Origin of the sequence: Janthinobacterium sp. B9-8, from assembly GCF_000969645.2 — a bacterium.
Taxonomy (GTDB): Bacteria; Pseudomonadota; Gammaproteobacteria; order Burkholderiales; family Chitinibacteraceae; genus Iodobacter.
Genome location: NZ_CP014222.1, coordinates 2,281,550 through 2,302,189, shown reverse-complemented (window position 1 = coordinate 2,302,189; position 20,640 = coordinate 2,281,550). Strand labels below are relative to the sequence as shown.

Annotated in this window: 20 protein-coding genes and 1 pseudogene; 10 read left to right on the top strand and 11 right to left on the bottom strand. The window is 48.7% G+C overall.

What is annotated here, in order from left to right:
• Nucleotides 1–91 precede the first annotated feature (91 nt).
• A pseudogene (gene recG / locus VN23_RS10340) lies at nt 92–2,143 on the top strand (ATP-dependent DNA helicase RecG); the annotation flags it as partial.
• A gap of 232 nt (nt 2,144–2,375) precedes the next feature.
• A complete protein-coding gene (locus VN23_RS10335; RefSeq protein ID WP_046351183.1) occupies nt 2,376–2,927 on the top strand; it encodes a putative metalloprotease CJM1_0395 family protein in 552 nt (183 codons plus the stop codon).
• Between the two features lie 37 nt (nt 2,928–2,964).
• On the opposite strand, the gene VN23_RS10330 is transcribed toward VN23_RS10335, so the two are convergent.
• Nucleotides 2,965–3,720: a type IV pili methyl-accepting chemotaxis transducer N-terminal domain-containing protein gene (locus tag VN23_RS10330; RefSeq protein WP_046351184.1), complete on the bottom strand. Its 756-nt coding sequence runs from the start codon at nt 3,718–3,720 to the stop codon at nt 2,965–2,967.
• A gap of 231 nt (nt 3,721–3,951) precedes the next feature.
• Nucleotides 3,952–4,254, bottom strand: coding sequence for a c-type cytochrome (locus VN23_RS10325; protein ID WP_046351185.1), 303 nt, complete (start codon nt 4,252–4,254; stop codon nt 3,952–3,954).
• A 185-nt stretch (nt 4,255–4,439) separates the two neighbouring features.
• Between VN23_RS10325 and cysG the strand changes: the two genes are divergently transcribed.
• Nucleotides 4,440–5,822 (top strand): siroheme synthase CysG, encoded by a 1,383-nt coding sequence (gene cysG / locus VN23_RS10320; protein ID WP_046351186.1) that lies wholly within the window; start codon nt 4,440–4,442, stop codon nt 5,820–5,822.
• Between the two features lie 97 nt (nt 5,823–5,919).
• Here the strand turns inward: cysG and VN23_RS10315 are convergent, their stop codons facing one another.
• The 3 genes from VN23_RS10315 to VN23_RS10305 are packed head-to-tail and all read right to left on the bottom strand — an operon-like array spanning nt 5,920 to nt 7,788.
• On the bottom strand, nt 5,920–6,423 hold the full coding sequence (locus VN23_RS10315; protein WP_046351187.1) for a YgjP-like metallopeptidase domain-containing protein: 504 nt from the start codon (nt 6,421–6,423) through the stop codon (nt 5,920–5,922).
• Nucleotides 6,424–6,429: 6 nt separating this feature from the next.
• Nucleotides 6,430–6,855, bottom strand: coding sequence for a hypothetical protein (locus VN23_RS10310; RefSeq protein WP_052746510.1), 426 nt, complete (start codon nt 6,853–6,855; stop codon nt 6,430–6,432).
• A gap of 3 nt (nt 6,856–6,858) precedes the next feature.
• A complete protein-coding gene (locus VN23_RS10305) occupies nt 6,859–7,788 on the bottom strand; it encodes a Nudix family hydrolase (RefSeq protein ID WP_046351188.1) in 930 nt (309 codons plus the stop codon).
• Nucleotides 7,789–8,148: 360 nt separating this feature from the next.
• Here VN23_RS10305 and VN23_RS10300 point away from each other — a divergent pair, with 360 nt between their 5' ends.
• A complete protein-coding gene (locus VN23_RS10300; protein ID WP_046351189.1) occupies nt 8,149–9,321 on the top strand; it encodes a PilT/PilU family type 4a pilus ATPase in 1,173 nt (390 codons plus the stop codon).
• Nucleotides 9,322–9,390: 69 nt separating this feature from the next.
• Here VN23_RS10300 and xseA read toward each other — a convergent pair whose 3' ends face one another.
• Nucleotides 9,391–10,746 (bottom strand): exodeoxyribonuclease VII large subunit, encoded by a 1,356-nt coding sequence (gene xseA, locus VN23_RS10295; protein WP_046351190.1) that lies wholly within the window; start codon nt 10,744–10,746, stop codon nt 9,391–9,393.
• 507 nt (nt 10,747–11,253) lie between these two features.
• Between xseA and VN23_RS10290 the strand changes: the two genes are divergently transcribed.
• The 6 genes from VN23_RS10290 to adk are packed head-to-tail and all read left to right on the top strand — an operon-like array spanning nt 11,254 to nt 14,980.
• Nucleotides 11,254–11,862 (top strand): MotA/TolQ/ExbB proton channel family protein, encoded by a 609-nt coding sequence (locus tag VN23_RS10290; protein ID WP_046351191.1) that lies wholly within the window; start codon nt 11,254–11,256, stop codon nt 11,860–11,862.
• Nucleotides 11,863–11,871: 9 nt separating this feature from the next.
• Complete coding sequence (locus VN23_RS10285; RefSeq protein WP_046351192.1) at nt 11,872–12,294, top strand: ExbD/TolR family protein; 423 nt, start codon at nt 11,872–11,874, stop codon at nt 12,292–12,294.
• Between the two features lie 33 nt (nt 12,295–12,327).
• On the top strand, nt 12,328–13,332 hold the full coding sequence (gene lpxK / locus VN23_RS10280) for a tetraacyldisaccharide 4'-kinase (protein WP_046351193.1): 1,005 nt from the start codon (nt 12,328–12,330) through the stop codon (nt 13,330–13,332).
• Nucleotides 13,333–13,348: 16 nt separating this feature from the next.
• Nucleotides 13,349–13,531 carry a Trm112 family protein gene (locus VN23_RS10275; protein WP_046351194.1) on the top strand — a complete coding sequence of 61 codons (183 nt, stop codon included), beginning with the start codon at nt 13,349–13,351 and terminating at the stop codon, nt 13,529–13,531.
• Nucleotides 13,528–14,298: a 3-deoxy-manno-octulosonate cytidylyltransferase gene (gene kdsB, locus VN23_RS10270; RefSeq protein WP_046351195.1), complete on the top strand. Its 771-nt coding sequence runs from the start codon at nt 13,528–13,530 to the stop codon at nt 14,296–14,298. Before VN23_RS10275 ends, kdsB begins: the two co-directional genes overlap by 4 nt.
• Nucleotides 14,299–14,323: 25 nt before the next feature.
• Entirely contained in the window at nt 14,324–14,980 is a 657-nt protein-coding gene (adk, locus tag VN23_RS10265) for an adenylate kinase (RefSeq protein ID WP_046351196.1), read from the top strand.
• A 141-nt stretch (nt 14,981–15,121) separates the two neighbouring features.
• Here the strand turns inward: adk and VN23_RS10260 are convergent, their stop codons facing one another.
• The 5 genes from VN23_RS10260 to VN23_RS10240 form a co-directional block, all read right to left on the bottom strand.
• Nucleotides 15,122–16,342, bottom strand: coding sequence for an EAL and HDOD domain-containing protein (locus VN23_RS10260; protein WP_046351197.1), 1,221 nt, complete (start codon nt 16,340–16,342; stop codon nt 15,122–15,124).
• Nucleotides 16,343–16,450: 108 nt separating this feature from the next.
• Nucleotides 16,451–18,358: a chemotaxis protein CheA gene (locus tag VN23_RS10255; RefSeq protein ID WP_046351198.1), complete on the bottom strand. Its 1,908-nt coding sequence runs from the start codon at nt 18,356–18,358 to the stop codon at nt 16,451–16,453.
• 42 nt (nt 18,359–18,400) lie between these two features.
• Nucleotides 18,401–19,033 carry a protein phosphatase CheZ gene (gene cheZ, locus VN23_RS10250; RefSeq protein ID WP_197433103.1) on the bottom strand — a complete coding sequence of 211 codons (633 nt, stop codon included), beginning with the start codon at nt 19,031–19,033 and terminating at the stop codon, nt 18,401–18,403.
• A gap of 198 nt (nt 19,034–19,231) precedes the next feature.
• A complete protein-coding gene (gene cheY / locus VN23_RS10245) occupies nt 19,232–19,621 on the bottom strand; it encodes a chemotaxis response regulator CheY (RefSeq protein WP_046351200.1) in 390 nt (129 codons plus the stop codon).
• A gap of 59 nt (nt 19,622–19,680) precedes the next feature.
• Nucleotides 19,681–20,619 (bottom strand): chemotaxis protein, encoded by a 939-nt coding sequence (locus VN23_RS10240; RefSeq protein ID WP_046351201.1) that lies wholly within the window; start codon nt 20,617–20,619, stop codon nt 19,681–19,683.
• Nucleotides 20,620–20,640: the final 21 nt, after the last annotated feature.

Below are 20,640 nucleotides of genomic sequence, written 5' to 3'. Positions count from 1 at the left end.
CTTGTTTATGGATTTTTGCAGGGTAAAGAGTGTATTTATTTAATAGATTGCCTTATCTTCCCTTTCCCTTACTCCACGAATGCCCTAAAGTAGCGCTCAATCGAACGATCGTTCAAAAGTCATGGATCTAGCCGCCTTACCCGAAGCACTAAAAAGCCGCCTTACAAAACTAGGGCTGATACGCCCCTTTGATCTGGTGCTGCACTTACCGCTGCGTTACGAAGACGAAACGCATCTTTACCCCATGCGCGACGCACCGATGGGGCAATCAGTGCTGGTGGAAGGCACAGTGGAATCGTGCGAGGTGCAATATAAGCCACGCAAACAGCTGGTGGCGCGGGTGAGCGACGCGGGCGGATCGCTGAATGTGCGTTTGCTTAATTTTTATCCCAGCGTCGCTAAGCAGCTGGCGGTAGGTAAAACCGTGCGCCTCTATGGCGAGATTCGGCGTGGTTTTTTGGGCGACGAGATGGTGCACCCCAAAATACGCGCCGCCAATGAGCAGGGCCTGAACGAAGCCTTAACGCCGATTTATCCGACCACGGCGGGCTTGAATCAACTGCAGCTTGGCAAGCTGATTCGCCTTGCGCTAAAGCACTGCGATTTGCGCGACACCCTGCCGTCATGGGTAACGGACCCGCTGAACTTGCCGGATTTTTCCTCCAGCGTGCAGTTACTTCACTCGCCGACCCCAGATATCCCCAATATTTTACTAACCGAGCGCACGCATCCAGCCTGGCAGCGCTTGAAGTTTGATGAGCTGTTGGCGCAGCAATTGAGCCTACGTACCGCCCATGCCGCAAGGCGTGAGCGTACCGCGCCGGTGATTGCACCCAAGGGCGAGTTGGCTGCTCGCTTACTTGCGAGTCTGCCCTTTGCTTTAACCGGCGCTCAGAGCAACGTTCTAAAAGAAATCACCCACGATTTAAACCAGCCTCACCCTATGCAGCGCTTGTTGCAGGGCGATGTCGGCTCGGGCAAGACCATTGTGGCGGCACTGGCGGCTTGCCAAGCGATTGAATCGGGTTATCAAGTGGCCTTAATGGCCCCGACCGAAATTCTGGCCGAGCAGCATTTTAATAAATTATCCGCATGGTTTGCACCACTAGGCATCAAAGTGGCTTGGTTGGCTGGCTCTTTGGGTGCAAAAGCAAAACGCAATGCGATTGAAGACGCCGCCTTGGGCACTGCGCCCTTAGTGGTGGGTACGCACGCTATTTTTCAGGCCAGCGTGACTTTTGCAAAATTGGGGCTTGCGATTGTTGACGAGCAACATCGCTTTGGCGTGGCGCAAAGATTGGCGCTGCGTGAAAAAGGTGGTAGCCCGCATCAGCTGATGATGAGCGCCACGCCGATCCCGCGCACCTTGGCGATGAGCTATTACGCCGACCTTGATGTCAGCGTGATCGACGAGCTGCCACCTGGCCGCACTCCAATTGTGACTAAGCTAGTCAGCGATGCGCGGCGGGATGAAATTATCCAACGTATCGCCGCAAAGGTTGAAGAAGGCCGCCAAGTGTATTGGGTCTGCCCGCTGATCGAGGAATCTGAAGCCCTGCAATTGCAAACGGCGGTGGATACGCATCAGCAGTTGACCGAAGAATTAGAGGGTATGGTTGTAGGCCTCGTGCATGGCCGCATGAAAACGGCTGAAAAAGCGGAAGTGATGGCGGCTTTTTTAAGGAATGAAGTACAAGTTCTGGTCGCCACCACAGTGATCGAAGTCGGCGTCGATGTGCCGAACGCTAGCCTGATGGTGATCGAGCACGCCGAGCGCATGGGTTTATCGCAATTGCATCAGTTACGTGGTCGGGTAGGGCGCGGGGCGCATGCTTCATTATGTGTGTTGCTTTACACTACGCCGCTTGGCGAGCTGGCCAAGTCTCGCTTGCGGGTGATTTATGAAAATACCGATGGCTTTGAAATCGCCCGCCAGGATATGGAAATTCGTGGCCCAGGTGAGCTAGCAGGCGTGCGGCAGTCGGGCGTGCCGATGCTGCGTTTTGCCGATCTGGAAAAAGATGCTGATTTGCTCGAAGAAGCACGGGCCGTGGCCGAAGACTTACTGGCCCACCATATGCCAACGGCACTGCTGCATTTAGATCGCTGGTTGCCAGGGCGGGAAATGCTGCTGAAGGTGTAGGACGAGTGATGCTCGGTTTTTGATCATGGCCATTAAACTAAGCCAGTATCATGCCTATGTGTTAAAGGTTTGATTGCCATGTAGGAAGCACAAGTTATTGTGTTGTGTGGGGCGTGAATTAAATTTTGTTTCTAATTTCAAAGTAATTTGCAAGCATTGGCTGATCAAAGGTTGGTATTTTTGTGTTTTTACTGGGGTATAATTTATTTATATCGCATAAATACTGACGATCATGAGCGGCATCAGCGGAGTTTCTACAGCATCTAATAGCGCCCTGAATCAAGGCCGCGGGACGAGTGTTGATTACGTCAAAGAGCAAGACGCTAGTACTCCATCCAAAACAGCACAAACCAAGCCTAATGGTGATCTGCTCAGCGAAGCAGAGCTAGCCACTGTTGAAAAAATGGCGAAGCGAGATCGGGAAGTTCGCCAGCACGAGCAAGCTCATTTAGCGGCAGCAGGTGGATTGGCAACGAGCGGGGCTTCGTATTCCATGGAATCTGGCCCGGATGGTAAGCGTTATGCGGTAGGGGGCGAGGTTAAAATCGATGTGAGTCCGGGCCGCACTCCGGAAGAAACTTTAAGCAAAGCCAGAATCATTCAAGCGGCGGCTTTAGCGCCAGCAGATCCTAGCGGGGCAGATCGCGCCATTGCGGCGGCAGCTGCCGCTATGGCACAAGCTGCTCAGGCAGAGATTGCTAAACGCAGCCCCACAGAGCAAAAACTCGCGGCTCGTTATGGGCAAAATGAATATTCAAACAGCGCTTTAGCTTTCTCTGCTTAATTGTGCTGCGGCTATTTTAGCCCGCAGCAGCTTCTTATTAATTTCCTAGTCTTTCGTATTGATTGCTGAGCTTATCCATCACTTCAAGCAGCCGCTCGCTGGTTGTGGCGATATTGTTGTCGGCTTCGCTATCCAGCCCGCTGAGTGCGTTTTCTAAAAACACCCATTGCATCTGTGCCAGATCCAGTTGCTTTAAAGTGGCGGGGGTATTTTCTGATGAGGCACGTAAAGTGATTAAGCCCGCAGCAAATTCTTTTTGAGACTGAGCTTGCTGTAGCTTAAGTGCAGGGTTAGCACGCCAGCTTTGCAGGCAGGCTGCTTTAGCCAGACGCTGGCTGAGCATGCGTTCTCTGCCCGCAATGCGGATCAATTTACCCTGTGGCTTACCAAAGCTCGTTTCTAAGCGCTTGGCTAGCTCACCGGCGTCGTATTGCATGCTTTCGGCAAGATCATCCAATTGCTTGGCAGTTTCTACTTTTGGTGGTGTTTGTGCCAATGCACGGAAAGTTTGCCACTGTGTTTCTTGTTTTTTTACTGCGGCAATGCTTTCCGGTACGGTGGCGCTTTCAAGTAAATTGGCTAACTGGTTGGAGAACTGAGTAATTGAGCTATTAATTTGTTGCTTGGCTGCATTGGCGTTAATGCCTCGTCCTTGCTGGCAATAGGCCTTCACAATGCGCTGTGTCAGCATACGCTGGCTGCCGATTGTGCTGATTGCTGCTGCAGGTGGGAGTACGGTAGCTTGGGCAAATAGGGGTAAAGCAAGTAGGGGTATTAGGAAAAGGGCACGCATAAGAAAATCTCTTTTAGTAAAAAATCATATTTCGGTTTAGCACCTGAGCCAAAACAAGCAACCCCCGCCCAGCATTAGCTGGATCGGGGGCTAAAATATTGAGCAGAAATACTCAGAAAGACGGATCTTATCGTTATCTACTGATGCGTAGTAGCAGGTAAATTACCCATTTATTCTATTTGATCTATGCAGCTGGTATGTGTTGTGAGCATTTTTTATGCTGCTGGTTTCTTACTTCAAGCTGAGTATCCATTGGGCTAAATCTTTTGCCTCAGCATCGCTCACTGCATTAGGCGGCATGGGCATGCTGCCCCAGACGCCGCTGCCCCCTTTCTTAATTTTGGCTGCTATTTTGGTGACAGCATTTGCATCTGTTTTATATTTTGCGGCGACTTCTTTGTATGCAGGGCCAATCAGTTTTTTATCCGGAGCATGACAGGCGAAGCAATTTTTGGCTTTAGCTAAATCAGCAGGGCTAATCGCAAAAGCGCTGCTGGCGCTGAATAAGCAAAGTAATAACAGGGCTTTTTTCATAGGAAGGGCCTTTTGTGGCATGTTATTTAAAAGAAAATGCAGACAGCATGCTTTTCTTCGCTAGTTAAACATGAGTTGTACCCCACTATATTTGATTTAAGTCATATGTATAGCAGGGAGTGATTTTGCATTAATAGAAAGACTGGCTCAAACTAAGCAGTAATTGATTTTAAGGTTATTTGTATATGAATTACTTCCCGCTTTTTTTAAATTTACGCGATCAATATTGTCTGGTGATTGGTGGAGGCGATGTCGCTGCACGTAAGATACGCCTGCTTGCTGCGGCGGGCGGCAGGATCACCGTTGTTGCACCTGAGCTCTGTGACGAACTAGCTTTAGCGGTACAAGCAGGGAGCTTGATTTATGAGGCAACAGGCTTTCATGAATCACAGCTACAAAACATGCGCTTAGTGATTGCGGCTACCGATAGTGAGGAGATCAATCGCCAAGTGTTTGAGGCCTGTGAAGCACGCGGTATTTTGGTGAATGCAGTGGATGATCCTGCCAGCTGCCGCTTTATTACGCCTGCCATTGTGGATCGATCGCCCTTGATGATTGCGATTTCGACATCGGGTGGCGTGCCGGTTTTAGCACGGCAGCTGCGTAGCCAGTTGGAAGCTTTAATTCCGCATGGCTATGGTGATTTGGCACAAATGGCCAGCGACTTTCGTGAGGAAGTGAAGCAAACACTGACGAGTGTAGATGCACGTAAGCAATTTTGGGAAAAAACGCTGGCAGGCCCCATTCCCGATATGGTGTTTGCAGGCCAGCATGATGCGGCGCGGCGCGCATTAAGTGCGGCCATCAAGGCAGATGCCGATGCGCCCTTACAAGGAGCGGTATATTTGGTGGGCTGTGGCCCGGGTAATCCTGATTTGCTGACTTTTCGTGCCCTCAGGCTGATGCAGCAGGCCGATGTGGTGCTCTACGATAATCTAGTTTCTGCTCCGATTTTAGACATGGTACGTCGCGATGCGGAGCGTGTGTATGTGGGGAAAAAATCCAATAATCATGCCGTGCCGCAGGAAGAAATTAATCAACTGCTCGTGCGCTATGCCCAAGCGGGTAAAAAAGTTTTACGCCTAAAAGGCGGTGACCCTTTTATCTTTGGCCGTGGTGGCGAGGAAATCGAAGAGCTGGCCGACGCGGGCATTGCCTTTGAAGTGGTGCCGGGTATTACCTCGGCGGCAGGTGCTTCTTGCTACGCAGGGATTCCGCTTACCCATCGTGATTACGCTCAATCGGTGACTTTTGTAACGGGCCATCGACGTGATGGAGAAGTTGAGCTGGATTGGCCGCGTTTAGTCAGCCCCACTGAAACGGTGGTGGTGTATATGGGCGTAGCGCAGGTCGAGAAAATTTGCGCGCAACTCATCAAACACGGAAGAAACCCAGCCACCCCTGCCGGAATGGTCGAAAAAGCCACGCTCTCGAAGCAGCGGGTGGTGGTGGGTACTTTAAGTGATTTGGCGCAAAAGGTGGCTGATCTTGGCATTAAACCCCCTGCGCTGATTATTATCGGCGAGGTTGTCAGCCTGCACGATAAGCTAAAGTGGCTGGCGGATTAGTATCTGAAAAGGTAGGGCGTACTGCACCAAATGATCACGATGTGCCGTGATCATTTGGTGCAGTACGCTAAGCTTTAAGTCCCATCCAAACACCGCTTTAAAACAATTTCCCATAGCGCTCGACCTGCGTGAGGTATAAACGCAAATCAAATTCCAGCTGGTGGTATTGCGGCTCCATATATTCGCATAATTTATAAAAAGCCTTGTCGTGCTCTTTTTCTTTTAAATGCGAAAGCTCGTGCACCACAATCATTTTTAAAAACTCAATAGGCACTTCTTTAAATATCGAAGCAATACGGATTTCATGTTTTGATTTGAGTTTGCTGCCCTGTACCCGCGATATGGTGGTATGCAGGCCCAACACATGGTTAATCACATGAATTTTGCTATCAAAAGCAATTTTGCTAACCGGCTCGGTTTTGCGTAAATAATCGTTTTTAATATCAAGCACATAGTCATAGAGTGCTTTGTCGGTTCTGATATCGTGAGCCGTTGGGTATTTTTTTAAAATAACGCTCGCAAGCTGGTTATTGTCTAATAATTGCTGAACCTGAGTTTGAATTGCGGCAGGGTAGGCTGCTAAATATTTAAGCTGATTCATTGTGGCTTAATTGCTCGCAGTGCTAATGGCGATGCGGCGGCCATCAATATCGAGTTTTAATAACCAGTCCTGGCGCTTATTGGTGCAAAAAGGCAGGGCGGTCTGGGCTTGCCAATGCTGCTGATCATTGCTCAGCAAGCGATAGTTATTGGGGCCCATTTCCATTCCTTGCATTTGCCAGCTGGCACGGATGATTTTTGCCTTGCCAGTGACGAGCAATTGCACTGGTTTATTAGCACTGAGGGGCTCCTGGCTTTTTACCTTGTAATTTTCTTCTTCAAAGTGAAAGACGCAACCCTCGCTGAAAACAGGGCAATCGAGCCGTGCCTCCGGCTCATTATCTGGTGTAAACCAGCCAAATTTATTGCCAAGTATCGCCAGAGCGAGTGCCAATGCGATCAGCAGAGTAAGGGTTATTTTAATGATTTTCATGATTTAAACCCAGGCTGCGCGCATTAAGGCCACTCCGTGTGCGCCGTGCTGCATGGCGATAGCTAGATCACTGTGCTTCATGCCGCCCAAAGCATAGACAGGAAACGGCCAGCCTTGCTTGAGCAGTGCATCAAAGCCATCCCAGCCTAGCGGTGCGGCATCGGGGTGTGAAGGGGTGTCGCTAATATGCCCTAGCAGCGCGTAGTCGAGAGAGAGGCCGCTGGCAGCGCCTAATTCGGCTGCATTATGGGTGGATGCACCTACCCAATCGAGCGCAGGTCGTTTTTTTAGCTTAAGCAGGCCGCGTGCAGGTAAATGCACGCCATCTGCGCCCAGTGCCAGTGCAAGCTCAGCATCGTCATGCAGCATCAATCGGGTTTGTTGGTGTTTACAAATACGGAGCACTTTTTCTGCGAGTAATCGGTATTGTGCGGCATCAAGCTGCGGCTCGCGCAAAATCAGCCAGTGTGGTTTGTTTTTTGCGAGCGCTTCTAAAAAGGCCGCCTCTCCCAGCTCGGCCACATTAGAAATTGTCATTACGTCAGGCAGGGCCAAGCCGCGCAGGATAGGCCCATTGGCAGGCAGAATCGGTGAAACATTCAGCTTGCCCGGTACTTGCCAGGCGAACTCCTGACCTTCATGCGCGGTGATCTCGCCTTCCCAATCGCTAATCCGGAAAAAAGACAGTCTTACACTGGCATGGGGATAGTCAAATGTTTGCACGATCCACGGCGTGGCCGCGGTGACGGCGATGCCCATTTCTTCGACTAATTCACGTTTTAGTGCCGCTAGCTCGGTCTCGCCGCTTTCCAGCTTGCCACCGGGAAACTCCCAGTAACCTGCATAAGGCTTGCCGACAGGGCGGCTGCCGAGCAAAAACGAGCCATCGGCACGCAGTAAAATGCCAGCTGCAACATGAGTAATTTTGCGCATAAGTCTTTGAATGGGGCTTGGATGGGGCGCATTTTACAGGAAGATCACTCCTCGCCGTGTGCGATGTGAAAACTGGGATTTTGAGTGCTGGCCAAGGGAGGGGACGGCCATTTTTTATCTGAAGAATTAGGTGTTGAGTGTGTGTTCTAGGGTGTTTCCTGCATCATTACCTGTGTTGGTTGTAAGTAAATGCATGTGTATTATGTCGCCGTCTTATCTGATTAATTGCTAATTCAGGAAGAAACGGTGCGTGGAAGCAACTACGCTGTCAGCAGCTTCTCATCAGAAAGTGTGTGTTTCTTGTGAGTTTTGCCTTTCCCTCTTGCGGGGCTAAAACGATTTTGTGTAAAGGTTCTAAAAATGGCTCCAGAACAAGCCAGTAAAACAATCAATGATTTGCTGCGTATGATGTTGCAGCATAAAGCGTCTGATCTTTTTATTGCTGATGATTTTCCACCTGCGATGAAAATCAATGGCAGGTTAACACCGGTTGGAAATCAAAAATTAAATGGTGTGATTTCCAAGGCTTTGGCCTATTCAATCATGCGGCCCGATCAGGTTGAAGAATTTGAGCGGGATTACGAGTGCAATTTTGCTATTAACCCCGAAGGTATCGGTCGCTTTCGGGTTAATGTGTTTATGCAGCAAGAAAAAGTCGGCATGGTACTGCGGGTTATTACCAGCAAAATTCCCGATTTTGATGAGTTGAAATTACCGCCCATTTTAAAAGACGTGGTGCTGGCTAAGCGTGGCTTGGTGCTGCTAGTGGGCGGCACTGGCTCGGGTAAATCGACCACGATGGCGGCAATGATTGATTATCGTAATCAAAATACTCACGGCCATATCATTACCATTGAAGACCCGATTGAATATGTGCATAAAAGCAAAAATTGTTTAGTGACTCACCGTGAAGTAGGGCGAGATACCAAGCATTGGTTTGCAGCACTAAAAAACACCTTAAGGCAAGCGCCCGATGTGATTTTAATTGGCGAGATTCGCGATCGGGACACCATGGAATATGCTCTTTCTTTTGCCGAAACAGGGCACTTATGTATGGGCACCTTACATGCCAACAGCGCTAATCAGGCTTTGGAGCGAATTGTTAATTTCTTCCCTGAAGAGCGCCATCCGCAAATTTATATGGATTTATCATTGAATATGCGCGGCATGGTTTCTCAGCGTTTGATTCCAACGCCAGATGGAAAAGGGCGGGTTGCAGCGATTGAAATTTTGCTTAATTCACCTTTAGTGGCGGATATGATTTTTAAAGGTGATGTAGGCGGTGTGAAAACGGCCATGCTGAAGTCTGAAGAATTAGGCATGCAAACTTTTGATTCGGCGCTGTTTCATTTATACGAAGATGGCCGGATTAGCCTTGAAGAAGCGCTTAAAAATGCCGATTCGATTAATGAATTACGCTTGCGGGTTAAATTAAAAAGTAAAGACAGTACCAGCGTTTCTCATGATGAATTAGGGCATTTAAGCTTGGTGGCTGAAGCAGAGCCTGAAGAAGATGAGGGCAAGGCCGAGTAATCGGCATCTACAAAAGGTATTCGTCCGTCGGTTTACTTTAGTGGCTAGGGCGATGCCAAGTCGCTGGGGCTATATTCCCAGCTTTCCCTGCTCCCCTAAGTTTTTAATGACCCGCACATCCGCAGTGCTATCGGCAAATTGCAGTAATAGCAGCTCGTCATGCTTAAGTTGAGCACCATGGCGCACAAGCTGCCCGTCTGGCCGGGTGACCAGAGTGTAGCCACGGGCCAATACGGATTGCGGGTTCCATGGCTCCAGGCGTGCAGCGAGCATGGCTAGCTTTTGTCGCTGCTGTTTTAGCTGGCGTGGCATGGCTTGCAAAAGCTGGCGGGATAAATGCTGTAGGCGCTCTTGCTGGCGGGCGGGATGAGGCTTTAAGTGGCTTAAGTTAAGCGAAAGCTGTTTGAGGCGGTAATGATTTTTTTCCAGTGTTCGGGCGGGGGCAAGTTGCAGGCGGCGGCTTAATTCTTGCAGATGTGTTTTTTGCCGGTGTAAACGCTCGCCCGGATGCTGCAAATGTCTTGATACGCCATCCAATTGCTGCATTTTGCTTTGGATTTGGCGCTCTATAGCGCGGTGCATACGGCCCTGCTGGCGCTCCAGTCTTGCCAGCCATTCGCTGCGGTTTGGGCTCACTAATTCTGCTGCTGCTGTGGGGGTGGCCGCTCGTATATCCGCGACAAAATCAGCGATGCTGAAGTCAGTTTCGTGCCCAACACCGCTTACAACTGGCATGGTGCAGCTGGCAATAGCGCGTGCAACGATTTCCTCATTAAAGGCCCATAAGTCTTCTAAGCTGCCACCGCCCCGGCACACAATTAATACATCTACTTCTTTGCGTTCACTTGCTTTATGAATAGCACTGGCAATTTGCGGTGCAGCATCCAGCCCCTGTACTGGTGTGGGGTAAAGGATAATTGGCAGACTGGGCATGCGGCGTTGCAGTGCAGCAATCACATCAGAAAGCGCGGCCGCTGCGGGGGAGGTGACAATGCCTACTGCACGTGGAAAAACGGGCAAGGCTCTTTTGCGCTCAGAGGCAAACAAACCTTCGTTTTCCAGTTTTTGTTTTAATTTTTCATAAGCGGCAAACAGAGCGCCTAAACCGGCCGGGCGTAAAGCTTCAATGGTCAGCTGGAAATCACCGCGGGCTTCGTATAAAGAGACCAGCGCACGTGCCTCGACTTGCATCCCTTCTCTGGGCTGAAAATCAAGCAAAGCAGCGCGATTTCTAAACATCACGCACCTTACTTGAGCATTTGTATCTTTTATGCTGAAGTAGCAGTGTCCTGAATCGTAACGTTTAAAATTTGAAATCTCACCGGCTACCCACAACAAAGGAAAACTACTTTCCAGTAAAGTTTTGGCGCGGCGGTTGAGTTCCGAGACGGTTAAAATGACGCTGTTTGTACTTGACAAATTCATGACAATCTCGATTCGGCTCTGTTTAATCCACAAAATGGCGCAAACTAACGATTTGCGTATGGTTGTGAGAGTTGTAGTAGAGGATTTTGTTTTAACTTGTTGATTTTATTATCTATTAGTGAATGGTTGTGTAGCTCGTTTAGTCGAGCCTACATCCGTGATTCTGATCTATTTGCGCATATTTTGCATTTTGTGCACAAAGTTATCCACAGTGTATTGACAAATAAAAAACCATGTTAGATCACGGGCTTAGGCCATATTATTGTTTGGGAAGTTCTGCTTTTAAATCGCAGCTTGGCTTGTTTTGTTGACTGGTTTTTTATAATGCGCTCAGCTGTCTGGGTGCTATGTTCGCACAAAACAAAGCCTTGTCCTGATTGATAAGCCGTCTTGGGCAGATCTTGATTTTTCTTAGTGAAAAGAGCCGTTCTTGAGTGCGGCGCTTCCCCCAGACCCTGATTCCCGTTAAAGTGACGCGCTTCTAATCGCGTCCAGGATGAAATTACTATGCTTGCTATTATTGAAGCGGCCGGCTGGCCGATTTGGCTGATTATTGCCGCTTCTATTGCTACCGTCACCATTATCATTGAGCGCTTGCTGACTTTGCGTCAGAGTCAAATCCTACCAAAAGGTTTGCTGGCGAGTGTTGTGCAGGAATATCGCAGCCGCGGTGTGAGCGCTGAGATGCTGACCAAACTCTCGGCCAATAGCCCACTAGGGCGTGTATTGTCTGCGGGCTTAAAAAATGTTCGCAGCTCCCGTGAAATCATGAAAGAGTCGATTGAAGAAACGGGCAGTGCAGTGTCGCATGAATTAGAGCGCTACTTGCCTATGCTGGGCACTTTGGCTGCGGTTACGCCGCTGCTGGGTCTGTTTGGTACCGTTATCGGTATGATCGAAATTTTTGGCTCACAGGCGCCTACAGGCGCGGCGAATCCGGCGGCTTTGGCGCACGGTATTTCTGTGGCGCTTTACAATACGGCTTTCGGGATTATGGTCGCCGTACCTGCACTGATTTTTTATCGCTTCTTTCGCACCAAGGTAGATAGTTATCTGGTTGATATGGAACAGCAAGCAGTGAAGCTGGTTGAAATTGTGCACGGCGAACGAAATTAAGGGCATCCCATGAATTTTCGTAAAGGCCGTAATCGCGAAGAGCCAGAAATTAACTTTGTGCCGTTGATTGACGTGTTGCTGGTGATTTTGATCTTCCTGATGGCAACAACGACTTACTCCAAGTTTGCCGAGCTAAAAATCACTTTGCCAACGGCAGATGCTGAAAAAACGGCAGACAATCAGCCCAAGTCGATTAATGTGGCGGTGTCGTCCAATGGCCAGTACAGCGTGAATGGCAATGCCGCGACATTTAGTACGGCAGATGATTTTGCCCTGTTGCTGCGTCGTGCTGCGGGTGAAAACCCGGATCCGATGATTATCATCAATGCCGATGCAAAAAGCGCGCATCAGAGCGTGGTGAATGTCATGGAAGCGGCGCGTCTGGCGGGCTATGGCAAGCTGACGTTTGCAACGCAGACGAATGCTAAATAGGTATCATGTTTTAAAAGTGGGCGTGAGGTGCCGATGCTAATTGATCGGATTTGGTATACATCCTGGCACCCGCTCTCTTTTTTGCTCAGGCCGCTGTCCTGGCTTTTTGCTGCGCTTGGCACGCTCCGGCGTGCTTTGTTTCGTGCAGGCCTAAAAGAGAGCGTGCGCTTGCCGGTGCCGGTTATTGTGGTAGGTAACATTACTGCTGGTGGCACAGGTAAAACTCCGCTCACTATCTATCTTGCAAAAAGTTTGCAGGCCCTTGGTTATCATCCCGGAATTATTTCTCGTGGCTACGGTGGTAAGGCAGAGGCTCCGCTTTGCGTGAGCAGCGAGACTGATCCTCGCTTAAGCGGGGATGAGCCTATTTTGCTGGCCAGAGCAAGTAATGTGCCCGTATATGTTTTTAAAGATCGTGCCGCAGCGGGCCTTGCTCTATTAGCGGCTCATCCGGAAGTGGATGTGTTGTTATGCGATGATGGCTTGCAGCATTACCGCCTGCAGCGTGATTTAGAGCTTTGCGTGGTAGACGGTGCGCGTGGTTTTGGGAATGGTGCTTTGATCCCCGCAGGGCCGCTTCGTGAGCCGGTGACGCGGCTTGGCAAGCTTGATGCCGTGATTGTGAATGGCGCTGGTTTGCCGGTTGAGCACGCTCATTCGTTTCAGATGTCGCTCATGCCTGGGGATATTTACTCGCTGGTGGGGGCTGCGCCAACGTCGTGGCATGGTTTACGTGTGGCGGCCGTCTGTGGTATTGGTAATCCGGTACGCTTTTTTGATAGCTTAAAAGCGCTTGACCTCGTGTTTACAGAGCATGCGTTTCCAGACCATCATTTATTTAGCGCTGATGATCTGCCTGATGCGGATGTCATCGTGGTAACAGAGAAAGATGCGGTAAAGCTAGCGGCGCTCGCAGATGTTAGAATATGGGTTTTGCCGGTGAGCGCAAGCTTGACGCCTGATCTGGCGAGCTGGCTGAGCAATAAAATAACGCTCATCGCCCAATCTTTGGCGAGTCGCATGCAAAAAAATACGTAAATTGAGTGAGAATAAAATGGATGCAAAATTGCTGGAAATCTTAGTTTGCCCGGTCTGCAAAGGCCCGCTGACTTATGTAAAAAGCCAACAAGAATTGATTTGCAAAGCGGATCGGTTGGCTTTTGCAATTAAAGATGGCATTCCTGTCATGCTACAAGTAGAAGCGCGTGAGCTTGATGCACTGGAAGAAGTGCAGTGAGTTTTGTAGCACTGATTCCGGCGCGGCTTAAATCCACTCGCCTGCCCAATAAGCCTTTGGCTGATATTGGTGGTAAGCCGATGATTGTGCGGGTGATTGAACAGGTGCTTAAATCATCAGCTAGCTTGGTTTGCGTGGCGACAGACGATGAGCAGATTAGATCGGTGGTCGAGGCTGCTGGTTATCGTGCCATTATGACGCGCGGTGATCATCCTAGCGGCACAGATCGCCTTGCTGAGGCGATTAATCATTTAGCTTTGCCTGATGATGCAGTGGTCGTGAATGTGCAGGGCGATGAGCCTTTAATTGACCCACTATTGATCGATGCGGTTGCTGCTAAGCTGATTGCCGATAATAGCCTAGCGATGTCAACAGCTTGTCATGCCATCACCAGCGCAACTGATTTTTTGAATCCTAATGCGGTAAAAGTGGTCTTAGATGTCAAGCAGCGTGCTATGTATTTTAGCCGTGCGCCTATTCCTTGGCCGCGCGATGCCTTTATGCAAGATCAATCGGTCTTGCCCGAGGCATTAGCGCCCTTACGTCATATTGGTATTTATGGTTATCGTGCAGAATTTTTGCGTACTTACCAAAAACTGTCGCCATCTTGCATCGAATCGATTGAAGCGCTGGAACAACTGCGTGTGCTGTGGCATGGTTACACCATTGGTGTACATATTTCTGCTGATGCTCCTCTGGCTGGCGTCGATACACCTGAAGACTTAGCGCGCGTACGTGATGCTTTTGCCCATTTATCCAAAATCTAAAAATATTAACCACTAGGGAAAAACAATGAGACTCATTCTTTTGGGTGCACCAGGCGCCGGTAAGGGTACGCAAGCCACTTATATCAAAGAAAAATACAATATTCCGCAAATCTCTACCGGTGATATGTTGCGTGCTGCCGTAAAAGCGGGAACACCGCTGGGTCTGGAAGCCAAATCCATTATGGATGCGGGTGGCTTGGTGCGTGATGACATCATTATTGGTCTTGTGAAAGAACGCATTACAGATGCTGACTGTGCGAATGGCTTTTTGTTTGATGGCTTTCCGCGTACGGTGCCACAAGCAGACGCCATGAAAGAAGCGGGCGTGGTGATTGATTATGTTGTAGAAATCGATGTCCCTGATGAGGCCATCGTTGATCGTATGGCTGGCCGTCGTGTGCACGTGGCCTCTGGCCGCACTTATCACGTTAAATTCAACCCGCCTAAAGTTGAAGGCAAGGATGATGTAACGGGTGAAGAGCTGATTCAGCGCGCAGATGATGAAGAAGAAACCGTTAAAAAGCGCCTGTCGGTTTATCATGAGCAGACTGAGGTATTGGTTGGTTACTATGGTGAAATGGCGGCCAGCGGCGATGCAACTGCGCCTAAATACGTGAAAGTAAATGGCGTAGGCCAAGTTGAAGCGATTCGCGATCAGTTGTTTGCTGCGCTGGCTGAGTAATTGCTGGCGGTGTGCTCTGGCTTGGCCCTTTTTGGGGCTAAGCCAGTAAGCCACTCTCTTTAGTTTATTGTCTGGGCTATTGGGTTCAGGCCACAAAAAAGCCGCGATTTTCGCGGCTTTTTTGCATAGACCTGCTGCAACTTAAACGCCTAGATCTTCAACCCATTTAAGTGCTTGCACATGTGAGCGATTAAGCATGTCAGGTGTGAGCTGGAGCTGTTCACATAAAAAGGGAACTTCTGACATGTTTGGATCTTCGCAAGCCTCTGCAAGCGCTAAAAACGGGCCGTAAATACCGGTTCTGGTCATTAATGCATCGGTTACGTTCTCAGGAAGAATCAGCGTTTCCAAGATCTTATCCATCGGCATATCAAGCAGAACATCAAGCAAAGAGAAAACACCGACAATAAATAAATTATCTCGGTCTTGCCCGTCAAGCAAATGCGATCCTAATAATTCAACCAAACGGCCACGGGTAATCGCCGTTTTTAAAAGGGCGGGTGGTGAGCCATTATCTGCGCCTGCAGTCACAAGCAGCAGGGTGAGCCATCGATAGAGCTTTTGATAGCCCAGAATTGTAACTGCATGGCGGAATGATTGAATCTCGCACGATAAGCCAAAACCAACAGAATTAATATATCGCAGTAATTTGAATGACAAAGCTACATCTCGCTTAAGCGCGTTTTCAATGTCTTTTAATTCTGCATTATTACGCAGCATATTCAGCAGATTAAGAATATTGGCATAGCTTGGATTAATGACTTTTGCGGCGAGTGTTTCCGGGTGCGCAAAGTAATAACCCTGAAAACATTCGAATCCCAGGTCCATGCATTGCTTGAATTCGTCTTTAGTTTCTACTTTTTCTGCTACTTGCAATGCTTTGGAGCAGCGCAATTCTTTGGAAAGCGCAGGTACTTGCGCCATACCAAGCAACTGAATATCCAGTTTGATATAGTCAGCAAATTCTAAGAAAGGGGCGGTTTGCGGGCTAAGAACAAAATCATCAAGCGCAATTGAAAAACCTAAGTCTTTAAGGTTTTGCAGACGAGCAAGTAATTGCGGAGTTGCTTCTGTTGTTTCAACGACTTCTAAAATAACGCGCTCTGGATGGAGCAGCTCTAAAAAATTACTTTCGAGCATTGATTCAGCAACGTTAATAAATGCAAGCTTATTGCCCACTAACCAATCTGTACCCATATTACTCAGGGTATTGACCAGCACATTGGTGCCAGCCTGCATATCACTGGAAAAGTTAGCGCTTACAGCATCTTTGTTTAGTCGAAATAATAGCTCGTAGCCAATAATTTCTTGTTGGCGATTCAGAATAGGCTGGCGGCCGATAAAAGCGTGGTCTTGCGTCATATTTTAGAAACACCCTGTACGCGATATCGAAATGACATTTGCACTGGTCAATAGTATCAACGGTCTATGTTTGGGGGGTGTTACCCCCAAACTGTGGATAAAAAAAACTTAAGTGGTTTTTTCAATGAAGCGTGAAGTGCGGATGGCTGAGTTGTCTGCATCGGCTGCACCAAGCAGATCTTCCATGTCCAGAACCAACACTACAGAGCCATCACCGGATAGGGTTGCACCTGCAACGCCTTTGGGCCGAATATTTTGGAGTGGTTTTATCACCACATCATCCCGGCCAATAAAGCTGTCTACAGCCAGAATAAATGAGTGCTCGGCCGATTGCATCAGTACACCAAACTGAGGGATCTGTACCTCTTCCCAGCCCAACAGGCTGGCTAAGGAGCGTACCGATAGAATTTCGTCACGAACCACAATGGTGGCTCTGCCCGACACTTCCTGAATTTGTTCGTGACGAATCGGAATGATTTCCCGCACCATGGCCAGAGGCACAGCAAAGGGCTGGCCGCAAACACGAACAACCAGTACTGGCAAGATCGCCAGGGTTAGCGGTAAGGAAATGGTAAACCGCGAGCCTTCGCCTACGATGGATTGAATATCAATCCGACCATTTAAGCGCTGGATATTGGTTTTTACTACATCCATCCCGACGCCACGGCCAGAGACGCTGGAAACTTGATCTTTGGTTGAAAAGCCAGGCATGAAAATAAGCTGCAGGCTTTGTTTATCATCGAGGCTATTGGCTGTTTCGATGTCGATCAAGCCCTTTTCAACGGCTTTTTTACGGATCACATCCGGGCGCATACCACGGCCATCATCGGTAATCGCAATCAGAATATGATCGCCCACCTGAGTGGCTGAGAGTTCGACAATGGCTTTGGCTGGCTTGCCACTGGTTTTGCGGTCTTCCATGGTTTCGATGCCATGATCAACGGCATTACGCACCAAGTGGACGAGCGGGTCATTCAAATCTTCGAGCATGGTTTTGTCCAGCTCGGTTTCTTCACCAGAAATAACCAGTTCTACATCTTTACCAAGCTGACGTGCTAAATCACGTGCTAAACGTGGGTATTTTTGAAAGAGGCGGCCAATAGGCTGCATGCGGGTTTTCATCACCGCATTTTGTAAATCCCCTACTAAGAGATCAAGCTGGCTAATGGCTTCATCCATTGCCTTGAGGGTGTTGCTATCCATCTTCCCTGCCATGATGTCAGTGCGCAGGGTGGTCAGGCGGTTCTTAGTCAGGCCAATTTCACCTGATAAATTAAGTACCTGATCTAAGCGCACCGTGTCGATGCGGATCGTGGCTTCTTGGGGGGCCGCTGCAACTTGCTGCTGTTGCTGCTGAGGCGCAGCTACCGCGGCAGGTGCTTTTGCAACAGGGGCGGGTTTTAAGCTATTCATTGGATTAGTAACAACTTGTTCCATGGCTGCAGGCTCATGCTGTACGACATTAATAGGCTCAACAGACTGCGGGCTAGGTGTGCCTTCTTTGCCCAGTAAGGCATTATAAAGCGAGTTCCAGTCTGGACCTTCTGCTGGGTTATGGGCAACCGCCACCGGTGCAGCAGCCACTACCGGAGCAATATGCGCGATTACAGTTTCAAGCGGACGACCTTCGAGTACGGCATCGAGAGCAGCGATCAGTTCTTCAGGCGCGTTGCTCGGCAATGCACCTTTGGCCAAGGCACCAAACATGTCGCGTACCACACCTGTGGCCGCCATGATGGTATCCATGATTTCTGGCGTTAGCACAAGCTCCAGGGTGCGCAGCTTATCAAACAGATTTTCTGTGCGATGGCAAAGGCGTACCATGGCATCGACATTCAGAAAACCTGCTCCCCCTTTGATCGTGTGAAAGCCTCTGAAAATATCATTCAGAAGATTTTTATCATTTGGTCGTTTTTCAAGCTCAACCAGCTTGTTGTCGACTTCAGACAGGAGCTCAGACGCTTCTGTTAAAAAATCTTGCAGCAGATCTTCCATGCCGCCAAAGTCAGTGCTCATCTTCGCTCCCCCAAAGGTTGCGTTTATTCAATTTAAAGGCGTCTAGAAGCCCAAGCTTTCCAGCAAGTCATCCACTTGCCCTTGATTGGCTACAACATCCGTACGACCTTCTGGATTGATAACTGGGCCATTTAGCAGCGAGGCATCATCATCTGCTTTGGGATGATCATGCCGGACAGTGCCTTGCGGGGAAAATAGCAGCAAGAAGTCCATCAGATGGGCTTCCATCTGCTTGGACATATCCAGCACTTTCTTGATGACTTGCCCGGTCAGATCCTGAAAATCCTGTGCCATCATGATTTCCAACATCTTGCTGCTGACTTGATCTGAGCCATTCACCGTTTCATTTAAATGCGATCTAGTTTTTTCAACCAGTGCTTTAAATTCATCGACAGAGAGCTGATTGGCTAAAAGCTTATCCCACTGACCACTCAGGGCTTTTGCATCATCACTGATTTTGTCCTGAATAGGCTTTGCTGCATCAAGCGCATTCAGGGTTCGATCGGCGGCTTGTTCTGTCAGCGTGGCGATATAAGAAAGTCGATCGCGTGCATCTGGAATATCTGTAGCCGCTTTTTCCAGCGATTTATCTAAGCCAAGCTCTTTGAGTGTATCGTGCAATTTTCGTGTCAGCTGCCCAATGTGGGAAAACATAGCACGCGCTGGATCGTTCATCTCTTCAGCAGTCAACGTGTGCGCAGGGGATGCTATAGCAAGGCTAACTTCAACCGGCGCTGGAGCAGACTCCGTGGGCTCACCATCCTGATTGGAATGAACGATACTATCGAATAGTGCTTCTAGGTCAGCGGAATCTCCGCTATTTAGTGCATGATCGTTCACAGTCGCCTCCGGTGCGTCTGTCGGGTTCTTGTTCTACTTGCTCATATTGGCGAAAACTTTTTTCAGTTTTTCATCCAATGTGGCGGCTGTGAATGGTTTTACGATGTATCCGTTTGCGCCTGCCGTAGCCGCTTCAATAATGTTTTCTTTTTTTGCTTCTGCGGTCACCATCATGACGGGTAAGTGCTTGAGCTGGGCATCTGCGCGAATAGCGCGCAGCAGTTCAATCCCTGTCATGTTAGGCATGTTCCAGTCAGTAACCACAAATTCGAAAGAACCATTCTTTAGCTTATGTAAGGCAACTTGGCCGTCTTCGGCTTCGTCAACATTAGAAAAGCCCAGTTCTTTTAAAAGGTTACGCACAATACGGCGCATCGTGGAGAAGTCGTCCACCACTAAAATACGCAGGTTACTATCTGCCATGTGTTACTCCATGTCGTTTGCGTTTAATGTGCAAACGGCTTGTTTTTATTAATCCGAAACTAACCAACCAATAAGGGTGTGATGGTATCGGCTAGAATGACTGGGTCGAATTTTGCCACATATGCATCAACGCCAACACTGCTTCCCATTGCTCTATTTGCATTTGAGGACAAGGATGAATGCATTACGATAGGAATACCTTGGAAACGATTATCAGACTTAATATGTTTGGTAAGAACATAGCCGTCCATTTCAGGCATTTCAGCATCGACTAAAATCATTTTTAGTTTGTCACGCAGGCGTTCGCCGTCATGTGTGGCGCGATTAGCCAAGTTTTGTAATTTATCCCATGCTTCCCGGCCATTATTGGCTTGATGATATTTCACGCCAATTTTGTCGAGTACACTAATGATTTCTTTACGTGCCACCATAGAATCATCCACAAAAAACATAAATGTTTCCGGGTTGATGGCCGCGCGTTGTAAATCAGGAATAATTGGCTCACCAATAACGCTGGCCAAGATTTGTTCCACATCTAATATGGAAACAAGTTTGCCATCGGGCAATTCAGTTAAAGCGGTAATTAATTGCTGATTACCCGCCAGCATTGTTTCCGGTGCGCGGACTTTATCCCAGTCCACACGGATAATTCTGTCTACTTCGTGAACCAAAAACGCTTGAGTATGCTTGGAGAATTCCGTCACAATCATCGTGCTAGTGGCTTCTGCCGATGGTGTTTCTTGCGTTGCTACAAATTTTGCCAGCGCAATGACCGGAATAATATTACCACGCAAAGAAAGAACGCCTTCAACACCTAAGGGCATATTGGGTGTTTTGGTAATTTTTGGCGTTTGCGATACTTCGCGTACTTTAAAAACATTGATGCCAAATATTTCGCGTGTCCCTAAGGTAAACAGCAGGATTTCCATTTTATTGGAACCAGCCAGCTTGGTTCGCGCATCAATGCTTTCAAGTAAATTGGTCGAATTACTGGACATGAATGACCTCCGCTGTTGTTC